Source organism: Pseudoponticoccus marisrubri (genome assembly GCF_001482405.1).
GTDB lineage: Bacteria > Pseudomonadota > Alphaproteobacteria > Rhodobacterales > Rhodobacteraceae > Pseudoponticoccus > Pseudoponticoccus marisrubri.
Genome location: NZ_LPXO01000007.1, coordinates 161,072 through 173,094 on the forward strand (window position 1 = coordinate 161,072; position 12,023 = coordinate 173,094).

Sequence of the window (12,023 nt, forward strand, 5' to 3'; positions counted from 1 at the left end):
CCCACCCCGAGGGGCGGACCCGTCGCGATCAGCCGGGGCGCGATGCCATCAGCCCTGGAACAGCGAGAGCAGCGATTGCGGCGCCCGGTTGGCGATGGAGAGCGCCTGCACGCCCAGCTGCTGCTGGACCTGAAGCGCCTGCAACCGGGCCGAAGCCTCCTCCATGTCGGCATCGACCAGCGCGCCGATGCCGGATTTCAGCGCATCGGTCAGCCCTGAGACGAAATCGGCCTGGGTCTCGATCCGGCCCTGGGCCGAGCCGAAGGCGGCGGCCGAGTCGATGGCGGTCTGCAGCACCCCCTCAATATCGTCCAGCGCACTGTTGGCGCCGGCCTGCGTGGTCACGTCGACATCGCTGAGATCGGCGAGTCGCCCGCCAATCGTGGTCGTGGCATCGGCCGCGTATTGCTGCACCGTGACGCTGAAGTTGTCGCCCACATTGTCGATGCCGGTGAAGCTCAGCTGGTTGCCGCTGGCCGTGGCGTCGATCGTGCCCACGTTGTCGGCGCCCAGGTCGGCCTTCATGTACTTGTTGAACTGCAGCGCCAGGCCGGCCGCCACATCGGCCATGGTGTCGCCGTCGCGGGCCACGTACTTGATCTCGTTCCGTCCGGTCGTGTTCGCGGGGCCGTTGCCCGCGGTGGCCGAGATCTCGATCGAGAAGCCCGTGCCGGCCGCCACGGTGTCGGTCGAGGCAGCGCCGAAGGTGGTCGTGCCGCTGGGCGCCGCCGCCGCGCCGGTCAGCGCCGCGGCCGCGGCATCGCCGAAGCCCGACACGTCGTTGGCGCCCGCCGCCAGCGCGGTCAGGGCCGCCCCGATGGACGAGTCGCCGGTCCCGAGATCCTGCTTGCCCACCGTGATGTCCGAGGCCGTCACCCCGGTGCCCGAGCGGTCGAGCGAGGCGAGGATGTTGATCTGGCCCGATCCGGCGGTCTGTTCGGTGTTCGACAGCAGGTTCAGCCCGTTGAACTGCGCCGCGCCCACCACGGCCGAGATCTGGTCGCGCAGCGCGTTGATATCGGCCTGAATCTTGTCGCGATCGACATTCTCTTCCTGCGCGGCGACGATCTTGCCCTTGATGTCGGTCAGCAGGTCGGTGACCGTCTCGGCCGCCTGCCGCGCGACCGAGACGGTGGACTGGCCGAGGTTGAGGCTGTCCGAGATGCCCTTGAACCCTTTCACATCCGCATCCATCACCTTGGCGATGGCCCAGACCGCGGAATTGTCCTTGGCGGTGGCGACGCGCTTGCCGGTCGAGATCTCCTCTTGCGTGTTGGACAGGTTGGTGTTGATCGTCTTGAGGGTCTGCAGCGCGACCATGGCGCCGTTATTGGTCAGGATACTAGACATGGTTCTTGTCCTTGCTCTTCACGAAGCGCGTTTTGGCGCCGATTTCATCCGCCGCGACCGGCGTGGTTTCGTCGTTTTGACGCGTGCAGCCCTTTTGTCCTTCGGTCTGCGCCACCCTTTCTGGTGCGGGCACACCCTCGCCAGATCCTGCTAAAAGAAAGCTAAAACCGTGCGGCGCGGTGCCGGCCAATTGCGCACAATTGTATCTTCCGCGCGCCCGGGGCCGGGCGGCAGACATGAAAACGCGCGGCCGGGCCTGTCGGGCCGCCGCGCGATCACGTTGTCGGAAATGGGACGCAGACCGGCCGCGGCCGGGTCAGGCAGACTCAGGCGGGCTGGGCTGCCGTGGCCGGGGCGGCCAGGATGTCGTGGATCTGCTGACCCAGCGAGACCGGGTCGAAGGGCTTGGCGATGACGCCGATGGCCCCCTGTTCGAGGAAGCCCGCGATCTCGGTCTTCTGCACGCGGGCGGTCATGAAGATGGCAGGCACCTCGGCGAGGCCCGGCACGTCGCGCAGCGCGACCAGAAGCTCGGGCCCGCTCATCCCCGGCATCATCACGTCGAGCAGCAGCAGGTCGGGCGCGATCCCGGCGGCCTGTTGAAGCGCCTCGTCGCCATTGGTGAATTGATGCAATTCGAACTGGCCGGAAAGGGCCAGTGCAAGCTGCGTGATCTCGCGGATATCCGCGTCATCCTCGACATGCAGGATACGTGTCACGATGCTTTCTCCTGTCGTTCCTCGACCGGTCCCGGATCACCCGCGGCCGGCTTGGGGAAGGTGACGTAGAAGGTCGACCCCTCCCCTTCGGCCGAGTCCAGCGCGACACAGCCGCCCTGTTCCTCGGCGATGGCCTTGACGATGGCAAGGCCCAGACCGGTGCCCCGCACCGGCCCGTCGCGCTGCGCGCCGACCTGTGCGTATTTGTCGAACACTTTCGGCACCATCTCGGCCGGGATGCCGGTGCCGTGATCGGTGACCGAGACCTCGAAGGCCTCGGGCAACTCGCGGCAGGCGACGATCACCTTGCCCCCGGCGGGCGAGAACTTGGCCGCGTTGGACAGAAGGTTGTTGAGCACCTGGAGGCTGCGGTCGAAATCGATGAAGACCTGCCCGCCCTCGGCGCCGTCCCGCTCGATCGTGACGTCGAAGCGGCGCGAGAACGGGCCGTTGGCCTCGATCGCCTCGTCGATCAGCGCGCCGATGTCATGACGTTCCATGTTGAAGGTCATGTTGCCCGAGGCGATCTTCTCGATGTCGAGCAGGTCGTCGATCAAGCTGACCAGCCGGTCGGCATTGCGATGCGCGATCTCGAGGATGTTGCGGGTCTGCGCGGTGGGCTCGCCCCCTGCCCCGGCCAGCAGCAGCCCCATCGCGCCCTTGACCGAGGTCATGGGCGAGCGCAGCTCGTGGCTGACGGTCGAGATGAACTCGTCGCGCTGGTGCTGCGCCTCGACCCGCAGCGAGATGTCGCGCAGGCTGGCCAGCACCTTGCGGGTGCCGTCCTCGGCATCGAGGATCTGCAGCCGCGCCTCGAAATGGGTGCCGTCGCGGACAAGGTCGCAATGCGCCAGCTTCTGGCCGCCATCGCGCAGGTTGTCGAGCATCCCGGTGAACTCGGGCCCGGTATAGAGCGCGTGGATCGCGCCCAGCGGGCCGTAGCCCGCCAGGGAGTCGGTCAGCCCGTGCGCGGCGCGCGCCGACTGGTTGGCGTATTTCACCTCGAGACTGTCGAGATCGAAGATGAAGACCTGGTCGACGATGCAGTCCAGCGTCTGGAAGACTTCGCGGTCGATCAGTTTCTTGCGCGATTCGGTAATGTCGGTGCGCACCGAGATCGCGCCGCTGCGGCGCCCCTCGTCATCGACGCCGGGCAGCAGGGTGACATTGGTCCAGACTTCGCCGCCGTCCCGACGGCGCAGCCGCGTGTCGCCGGTCCAGGTCTCGCCCTTTCCGATCGTGGCCAGCAGCTCGTCCTGCACCCAGAGATCCTCGGGGAAATAGAGCATCTCGACGGGCTGCGAGACCAGCTCGTCGGCGCAATAGCCGGTGGCTTCGAGGAAACGCTCGTTGGCAAAGGTGATGCGGCCCTGGGAATCGGTCTGCACCACCATGCCATGCGCGTGCAGCGCCTCGACCGCCTTGCCCAGTTTCAGATGCTCGGTCCAGACCGAGCGGTGCCGCGCGGCCATGCGGCGGAAAGACAGCCAGAGCAGCACCATGCCGAGGGCCGCGCTGGCCGAGATCCATGGCAGCAGGTCGCCCAGCACATGCCATTCGCCCCGTTGGTCGATCATCGCGGCGACCTGCACCGCGACCAGCGCAAAGACCGAGACACTGGTGAATTTCTTGAGGTTTGAGCGCGTCATGTCGCGTCGTGTCTCCCTGGTCCGGTGTTCGCCAGCGTGGCGCTTTCCGTGAAGCTAGGGGAACGTCAGGTCGATATTTGGACCCGATAATGGCAATCCGGGGGCACGTGACGCGCCCCCGGCCGGGTCAGCCCGCGGCCTGCCGACGGACTTCGGCGACCGGCCGGTTGATCTGCGGACGCATCAGAATGAAGAACTCGGTATAGCCCGCCTCGGTGCGGGTATAGCCGATCTCGCCGCCCATCCGCTCGACGATCTCGCGCGCGATGGACAGGCCCAGCCCGGTGCCGCCCTTGTCGCGGCTGTCGGAATTGTCGGCTTGGCGGAAGGGCTTGAAGAGCGAGCTGCGGAACGTGTCCGGCACGCCCGGCCCGGCATCACGCACGAAGAGCCGCAGACCTTCGGGCCCTTCGGTCGCGCCCAGCGTCACGGTCGAGCCGGCGGGCGCGAACTTGCAGGCATTGGACAGAAGGTTGGCCAGCACCTGCAACATGCGGCCGCGGTCCAGCCCGTGGTGCAGGTGGTGCGCCGGCGCATGGATCGCCACGTTCAGCTCGGCCGCACGGGCGATGGGCAGGATCTGGTCGCGTGCATCGCGCAGCAGCGGGGTGATCTCGACATCATCCATCTTGAAGCGCATGTTGCCGGTCTGCACGTGCTGCAGGTCGAGAATGTCGCTGACCAGCACGGTCAGCCGGTCGACATTCTTGCGCGCCATCTCGAGCAGCCGGCGGCCCTGCGACGACAGCGCCTCGCCCTCGGCCGCCTGCATCAGCGTGACCGCACCGTTCACCGCGGTCAGCGGCGTGCGCAGCTCGTGGCTGACCGTCGCGATGAACTGGTGCTTGACCATCTCCATCTCGATCGAGTCGGTGATGTCCACCTGCGTCCCGGTCAGGGTCAGCGCGCGCCCGTCCGCACAGCGGCGCGAAACCATCGCATCCGAACGCATCCAGCGCGTGCCATCGTCGCGTGTGATGCGGAACTCGTTCACCGTCCGGTCCGTGTCGCCATTGATGCAGGCAAAATCGTTGGCCTTGAGCACGACGAAATCGTCGGGATCGATCCGCGCCTCGAAATAGCCCTGATAGTCGAAATCCGCTCCGGCATCGGAGACGCCCATGATGCGTTTCCACGTGTCCGAGACATGGGACTGGCCGGTGGCGAGGTCGAACTCGAACACGCCGATCTCGGCGGCACGCAGGGCCAGTTCCAGACGCTGCTCGGTCTCGGCGACGCGCTGGGCATCCTGCTCTTCGCGCGTGACGTCGCGCAGGAAGAAGGTCGACCGCGTCGCGCCCTCGGGGGTCTGCCATGTGTCGCGCTTGACCGACAGCGCGCGCCCTTCGCCATCGACGCGCAGGGCCATCCGCGCCTGCCGGTCCTCGCCCAGCGCCGTCGCGCCAGGCAGCACCGCGTCAAGGCTGTGGCCCACGCAGTCGGCAGCCGAAAGCATCGTGTGGGCGGCAGGGTTCGAGCGCAGAACCACCCCGGAGCCATCGGTGATGACGATGCCGAGATGCGGGTTGTTGATGATCGAATCGTTCTGGCTGCGCTGCGCCTCGAGATCCGCGGTCCGGACACGCACCAGTTCCGTGACCGAGCGTTCGCGCTGCGCCTGCGCCCGCAGCAGCGCCGCCAGCATGACCGCGAGGATGGAGCCGAAGGCCATCAACAGCAGGTGGTTGCGGTCCACATGCGCGGCCTCGAAGCCGGGACGGCTGGACCAGCTGATGGTCACGACCTGCCCGAAAAGATCGAGCTGCGCGGTCCGCTGGAAGCGCGGGCTGTCCGCCGCGCCCGACGCGTCCGTCGCGCTGTCATAGACCAGCGTCTCGGGCGTCGCCTCGGGGCCAAGATGGATCGCGTAGTCATAGGTCTCGGGCTGTAGCGGAGTCAGGTCGGCCAGCACCTGAGTCCCGACCAGCGGGAAGGCCGCCCAGCCGACGAACCCTTCGCGCAGCCCCTCCGTGTTGGCCCGGTCTGTGCCGGGGGCGTAGATCGGGCGCAGCAACATCAGGCCTGGCAGGTCCTCTTGCCCCGCGCCACCCGTGCCATAGGGCGCCAAGCGTATCTCGGCACTGTCGCGGGCCGCCAGCGCCACGGCGCGGCGGGCGGGGTCGGCGCCGATGTTCAAGCCTATCTCGTCGGCCTGCGGATCTCGCGGCGCGATGAAGGTGACGACCAGCGCGTCCTCGCCGGGCGTCTCGGGATAGACCACCGTTCCGTGCAGGCCGCGCGCCGCCATCCGGGCCGCGAAATCGGCGGGATCGCCCTGCCCCAACGGCTCGATCAGCGCCAGCCGTGTGCCGTCCGGCAAGCCGGCATCGAGACGCATGGCCGACACGTATTCGGTAAAGACCGGGGCGGTCAGATCCGGCACCACGCGCACCAGCCCCGCGACCCCGTCCAGCGCCACCTGGAACTTGCGGAACCGGGCCACCAGAACGTCGGCGGCCTCGGCCGTGACCAGCTCGAACTCGGCCGCCGCGTCCTCGTAGCCGTCCTTGTAGGTGTGCCAGGCGGCAGCGCCCGTCACGACGAGGGACACGACCAGGGATGCCACGCAAAGACGCTGACCCGTCACCCTCGCTAAGAAACCCTTCATGGCCCAATCCGCCCTACGCGATACAGACTTGTAGACTGCACAATCATCGGGACATGTCGCGCCGCATAAGCGGGTATCGCGCCGGATCTTGCACAACCTGTGGTTTTCAGAACACGCAAAGCATGCCCGTTAGGCCCGAAAGATGCAGTCGTCAACCGAAATCGTGCAGGACGATATCAGCGCTCACGATCACGTTACGCAAGGCGTCGATCTCGGCTGGTCGGGCCTTCTTCGCGCCCGGCGGTGTCTCGCACAGCGTCAGCTCACAGCTGCGCGCGGCATCGCCCAAGTCGGCAAAGCCCAGTGTCTCGGCCGTACCCGAGATCCTGTGCGCCGCCTCGATCGCCTCCTGCCGCGCCTGTGCCAGCGCCGCACCGCGCGCCGACAGCGGCCCGGCCAACGCCGCGCGCTGCGCGGGCAGCGTGGCGACAAAGCGCTGCCGGATGCGGTCCAGCGCGCTTTCGAACCCGTGCCCCTGCATCATCATGCGCTGCTCGGCATGATGAAGAGCGAGTCGAACTCGCGTTCCAGCGCGCGGCCATTGGCCTCGGCCCGTCCGCGGGCGTCGATCAGCGCGGTCGAGATCGAGCCGGGCGTATGGCCCAGAAGGCGCACCATCTCGCCGCAGCAGATCCGCACCGGCAGGCCACGCGGCGTGGGCACCTGGATGTCCAGCCGCTGCAGCTGGAAGTTGATCTGGTCCACGAGGATCGTGCGCTTGGGCACGCGGCATTCCTCGATCACGCAAAGGAAAGTGCCATTGCCGGCATAGGCCATCAGGAACTGGTAGTCGCGCAGCGCGTCCGAGATCGTCTCGGCCACGTCGGCGATGAGGCCGCGGAACTCGGTATTGGTGCACATCCCGTAGATGTCCTCGACCTCGCGGATGTGGAAGCCCAGCACGACCGAGCCGAAGAGCGAGCGGCGCGACAGCATAGGCACGTAGTTCTCGAGCGCGAAATAGTCGATCATGTTGTCGACGTCATAGACCTGGATCTGCTCCAGCAGGCCCGGCTTGCGGGCGCTGTCGCCGTCGCGTTCCAGCGCCTCGAGCTGCTGGCGCAGGTGTTCCGTCCGGCTCTCGGCACGGCGGATCCGGTGCTCGAGCTCGAACATCTCGAAGGGTTTGCGCACGAAATCGCTGGCCCCGGCGGCAAAGGCACCGTCGATCGAGGCCTTGTCCGACATGGCGGTCAGCATGATGATCGGCACGAAGGTGAAATGGCCGGACTGGCGCAGGGCGTCGCACAGCTCGATCCCGTTCATGCCGGGCATCTTGATGTCGAGCAGGAAACAGTCGACCGGCTGTGCCGTGTCGGAGCAGAGGTAGTCCAGCGCGGTCTGCGCACTGTCCACGGTCGTGACCGTGTGGTTCCCCATGGCCGGCACCACCTCGGAGATGAGCTCGAGGATCACCGGATCGTCGTCAACCGCAAGAATATGCATACCGCTTCCCTTTCACGAGTTCTTTGGGATGCAATCTCAGGGTGAATTGAGGCGGGATTGTGAAAAGCTTGGGGAAGGAATGGTGCATTGTAAGGATTTCTGGGTATGCGGCCGCCAGAGACCCATGTTTCGCGCTTAGGTAGGCGCTGACAAGCACGCGCGCGGGCCCGGCTCCGACCGTCCCGCGGCGTAACTGTCATGATAGCTTTACGAAAAAGGCCCCACGTGCCTCAGGATAAGGGAAATGTCCCCGCGGGCGGCAGGCCGACCGGCGGGACCGCGATTCGCCTGTGGTTGCGCGGACCCGGGCTCTCGCTTAGCGCGAGAGGTCGCGCGCGATGCGTTCGGCCAGCGCCGTCAGCGCGGCGGCCTGCGCGCGGGTGATCGCCGCGGGCGTTGCCTCGGGCAGCGGGATCGCGATGTCGAACAGGCCCACCTTGTCGGCCAGCGGCGCGGGCAGTTCCTTGGGCTCCTTGTCGGGGTCGTCATAGGTGATCGGGTCCGGGATCTCGGAGCCCATGTAATACTGCCCCTTGATCCGGAACGTGTTGCTGTTGGTGGCGATCATCGTCTCGAACCGGATGTCGAGCACCCCGGTGGGCGGCTCGGGCAGCGGCCAGGGCTCCGAGGCGACCTTGGCGCTGGTCATCGCGTTCAGGTGCCGGGTCATGGCCAGCGTGGTGGCGCGTTCCGGCTCGTCCGCCCAGAGCCCGAAATTGCGCGACCGCACCACCCCCTCGGCATCCTGGTAGGAGATCTTGTCATCCGCCGCGTAGGTGGGCAGCGACACGGTCTGTACCAGCAGCGTATCGACGGCGGCGCGCACGCGCAGCTTGGAGGGCGCGGCCTCGGGCAGGTATTGGGGCTCGGCCCCGCAGGCAGTCAGCACCAGAAGGGCCAGGCCCGCGGCAAAGAAGCGAAAGGTCATGTCACCGTCCCATCAACAATGAATTCGGATTGCGCTGCAGGGTGCGGGCCAGCGTGCGCAGCGCATCCGCCGCCTCGCTGACATCCCTGAGCGTCGCAAGCGCGCTGGAGATCAGGCGCGAATTGTCGTCATAGGCGCCCAGAACCGACTCGGCCCGCGCGGCCACGCCTTCCAGCCGCGCCGCCAGCTGCGGCAGCTCGCCGGCCGCGGCCTCGATCGCGTTGGCCGCCGAGGCGGCGGAGGAGAAGACCTCGTTCACGTTCTCGGTCGCACCGCTTTCGCGCAGCCCGGCGGCGATCTGCTCGACCTCGCCCAGCGCTCCCTCGGCCGAGGCCAGCGTGCGCGTGAGGTCCGGCACCAGCGTGCGCAGCTCCGACAGCGTCGCGGTGATCTCGGGCGCCAACGCCTGCGTGTCCTCCGACCCGATCAGCGCATTGGCATTGTCCAGCAGCCCCTGCAATGAGGCCAGCACCTCCTCGACGGGCAGGTTGTTGATCCGCTCGAACACGCCCTCGGCGGTGGCATTCAGGCTGCCCAGCTCGGCCGGGACCGTGGGCAGTTCGGGCAGCGCATCGCCCTCGGTGCCCAGCGTGGCCGCCTCGGCCTCGGGCAGCTCGACCAGTTCGACGACCAGTTCCGAGGACAGCAGGCCGCCGGTGCCCAGCCGGGCGCGCAGCCCCTGCCCCACGTAGTCGGCCAGGAAGTCGAGCGCGGCCTCGGGGGCGGCATCCTCGCCCAGGCCCAGCCGTTCGGGCACGATGGACAGAACCGCCTGAAGCCGCACCACCCGGCGGGCGCCGATCTCCGAGGCGACCATGGCCACGCTGCTGACCTCGCCCACGGTCACGCCGCGAAAGCGCACATCGGCGCCCTCGGCCAGCCCGCCGACCGAGCCGTCGAACAGCGCACGCACCTGCAGCCGCGCGGCAGCGGGATCATCCAGCAGGCTGGCCCGCGCGGCTTCCGGGTCGGGATAGAGCGGGTAGACATGGCCGTCCTCGACCGCCGCGCCCCCGGCGACCAGCGTGTCGAAGCTGATCCCGCCCTGCACCAGCGAGGCGACCGAGGACAGGTTCAGCGACACGCCCCCGGGGCCGAGCGACACCGACACGCCCGAGATGTCCCAGAACCGCGTGTTCTGCGTCAGGATGCGGTCATGCGGCGCCTCGATGAAGCCGCGGATCACCACGCCGTCGCCGCTCTCGGTCAGCTCGGGCGCCTCGACCGCGCCGACCTGGATGCCCTTGTAGAGGATCGGCGCGCCGGCGACGATGGAATTGCCGTCACGCGCCGACAGCTGGATCGCCGTGCCGTCGCGCGTCGGATCCGACAGCGGTGCCTTTGGCAGGCCGCGGAACTCGGTCTGCGCCTCGCCCGCCTCGGCATCCCAGCTTCCGCCGATATAGACGCCCGACAGAACGGTATCGAGCCCGCTGATCCCCTGCGCCGAGACCTCGGGGCGCACCACCCAGAACTGCGCGTCCTCGTCGAGATAGGGCGCGATGGACTGGTCGACGCGCACCGCCACGATCACGTGCGACAGGTCCTCGGAAAAGCGCACTTCCTCGGCCAGGCCAACCGCGACATCGCGGTATTTCAGCTCGGTCTTGTCGGGGGCGACGCCCGAGGCATTGTCGAAGGCGATCTCGATCAGCTTGCCGCGCTCGGCATAGCTCTGCCAAGCGATGCCCAGCGACACGACCAGCGCAAGGATCGGCACCAGCCAGATGAAGGACAGCCCCGACAGCAGCCCGGCACGGGCCGGGCGCACGGTCGGTTCGGCGGGGGCGGGGTCGGTCATGCGGGCTCCTCGTCGGCATCCCAGATCAGCCTCGGATCAAGGCTTTGAGCCGACAACATGGTGAATGCAACCGACAGGGCAAAGCTCACCGCGGCAATGCCGGGGTTGATGATAGCCACCGAGCCCAGCTGAACAAGGGCGGACAGGATGGCCACCACGAAGACGTCGATCATGGACCAGCGGCCGATGAACTCCACCATCTCGTAGAGCAGGTGGCGCTGGTGGATCGACAACGCGCCCGGCCGGTTCAGGCTGAGCGCCAGGTAGGCGATGGCGATGAACTTGCCCACCGGGATCAGCACCGAGGCGATGAAGACGATGGCCGCGACACCGTAAGATCCGTGCTCCAGCAGGTCGATCGCACCGCCGACGATGGTGCTCTCGCTCTGCTCCAGCAGGGTCGCGGTGCGCAGCATCGGGTAGATGTTGGCGGGGATGTAGACCACCACCCCGGCCAGGAGCCACGCCCAGACCGCCTGCAGCGACTTGCGCCCACGCGGGTCGAGCGGCGCATCACAGCGCCCGCAGCGGGCCGGCCCGCTTGCATGCACCAGTCCGCAGCGCGTGCAGGCCAGCATCCCGGCGCGGCGGGCGGTGGTCAGCGGCTCGGCGTTTCCAGGGATTTCCATATCGTGTACCGGCACATGGCGTTGTCATGAAGGACGGTGACAAGCACCAGCCCTGCGAAGGCCCAGAAGGCCGGGCCGATGCTGAGCGTGGCCAGCCCGCCCACCTTGACCAGCGCCACGGCGACGCCGACGACGAAGATCTCGGCCATCGACCAGGGCCGCAGCCGCTCGGCCAGGCGGAAGGCCAGCGGCGCATGCGGCCATGGCGCGCAGCCGCGCACCAGCGGCAGCAGCGTGTAGATGATCGCGCCCAGCCGGGTCACCGGGATCAGCACGATCAGCAGGGCCACGGCGACCGAGAGCGGCACCATCATCCCGGTCGAGAAAGCCAGCGCCGCGTCCAGCACCGAGGTGCGGTTCTGCAGCCCCGCCACCGACAGGTCGATGAAGGGAAAGAAGACCGCCCCGATCATCAGGATGGTCGAGGTCAGCGCCAGCGCCAGCACCCGCGCAAAGGCATTGTCGCGCGGCGCGGCCAGCACCCGGCCGCAGCGGCGGCAGGTGGCGACGTGGTTCATCGGCACGTCGGGTTCGTAATGCAGCGTATCGCAGGTCAGGCAGGCCAGAAGGGGTCGGTCCGGCGCCCCTGCCTGCCGGTCCCCCGGCGCAAGCCTGTCCATGTCACGTCCCTCGTCGCAGCAGCGCGCGTGTGTCCGCCTCGGTCTTGGCCGGGCGCGGTGTGCGGGGCATCCCCCGATCCCCCGCGCGATCATGGGCCGGGGTCTGCGGGATGTCCAGCCGCCGCGCCCGGCCGGTTGACGCCACGATGGGGTGAGGGAAGCCGTCTCTGCGCCGGCTCAGATCCGTCTCCGGCCCAGCAGCGCGCTGACACGGAAGATCGGCGGCTGCGTCGCGGGCTGATGCCGCGCCTGCCACGCGGCGCCCTTGCGCCG

At 68.0% G+C, this 12,023-nt stretch carries 11 protein-coding genes; all 11 read right to left on the reverse strand.

Features of this window, described 5'->3' with window-relative positions; all coding sequences use genetic code 11:
• Nucleotides 1-48: 48 nt before the first annotated feature.
• The 11 genes from AVJ23_RS13370 to AVJ23_RS13415 all read right to left on the reverse strand — a co-directional run bounded on the left by AVJ23_RS13370 (nucleotide 49) and on the right by AVJ23_RS13415 (nucleotide 11,750).
• Nucleotides 49-1,350: a flagellin N-terminal helical domain-containing protein gene (locus tag AVJ23_RS13370; protein WP_058862699.1), complete on the reverse strand. Its 1,302-nt coding sequence runs from the start codon at nucleotides 1,348-1,350 to the stop codon at nucleotides 49-51.
• Nucleotides 1,343-1,540 carry a hypothetical protein gene (locus AVJ23_RS22850; protein WP_157772675.1) on the reverse strand — a complete coding sequence of 66 codons (198 nt, stop codon included), beginning with the start codon at nucleotides 1,538-1,540 and terminating at the stop codon, nucleotides 1,343-1,345. The genes AVJ23_RS13370 and AVJ23_RS22850 overlap by 8 nt, the downstream gene beginning before the upstream one ends.
• 136 nt (nucleotides 1,541-1,676) lie before the next feature.
• A complete protein-coding gene (locus AVJ23_RS13375) occupies nucleotides 1,677-2,069 on the reverse strand; it encodes a response regulator (protein ID WP_205626858.1) in 393 nt (130 codons plus the stop codon).
• Nucleotides 2,066-3,718, reverse strand: coding sequence for a PAS domain-containing sensor histidine kinase (locus AVJ23_RS13380; protein WP_058862701.1), 1,653 nt, complete (start codon nucleotides 3,716-3,718; stop codon nucleotides 2,066-2,068). The genes AVJ23_RS13375 and AVJ23_RS13380 overlap by 4 nt, the downstream gene beginning before the upstream one ends.
• 127 nt (nucleotides 3,719-3,845) lie before the next feature.
• On the reverse strand, nucleotides 3,846-6,284 hold the full coding sequence (locus AVJ23_RS13385; RefSeq protein WP_058862702.1) for an ATP-binding protein: 2,439 nt from the start codon (nucleotides 6,282-6,284) through the stop codon (nucleotides 3,846-3,848).
• 193 nt (nucleotides 6,285-6,477) lie between these two features.
• Complete coding sequence (locus tag AVJ23_RS22855; RefSeq protein WP_157772676.1) at nucleotides 6,478-6,813, reverse strand: Hpt domain-containing protein; 336 nt, start codon at nucleotides 6,811-6,813, stop codon at nucleotides 6,478-6,480.
• A complete protein-coding gene (locus AVJ23_RS13395) occupies nucleotides 6,810-7,772 on the reverse strand; it encodes a response regulator (RefSeq protein ID WP_058862704.1) in 963 nt (320 codons plus the stop codon). The genes AVJ23_RS22855 and AVJ23_RS13395 overlap by 4 nt, the downstream gene beginning before the upstream one ends.
• Nucleotides 7,773-8,088: 316 nt before the next feature.
• Nucleotides 8,089-8,700, reverse strand: a complete 612-nt coding sequence (locus tag AVJ23_RS13400; RefSeq protein ID WP_058862705.1) for a PqiC family protein — start codon at nucleotides 8,698-8,700, stop codon at nucleotides 8,089-8,091.
• A 1-nt stretch (nucleotide 8,701) separates the two neighbouring features.
• Complete coding sequence (locus AVJ23_RS13405) at nucleotides 8,702-10,501, reverse strand: PqiB family protein (protein ID WP_058862706.1); 1,800 nt, start codon at nucleotides 10,499-10,501, stop codon at nucleotides 8,702-8,704.
• Nucleotides 10,498-11,130 (reverse strand): paraquat-inducible protein A, encoded by a 633-nt coding sequence (locus AVJ23_RS13410; RefSeq protein ID WP_058862707.1) that lies wholly within the window; start codon nucleotides 11,128-11,130, stop codon nucleotides 10,498-10,500. Before AVJ23_RS13410 ends, AVJ23_RS13405 begins: the two co-directional genes overlap by 4 nt.
• Nucleotides 11,100-11,750: a paraquat-inducible protein A gene (locus AVJ23_RS13415; RefSeq protein WP_058862708.1), complete on the reverse strand. Its 651-nt coding sequence runs from the start codon at nucleotides 11,748-11,750 to the stop codon at nucleotides 11,100-11,102. The genes AVJ23_RS13410 and AVJ23_RS13415 overlap by 31 nt, the downstream gene beginning before the upstream one ends.
• Nucleotides 11,751-12,023: the final 273 nt, after the last annotated feature.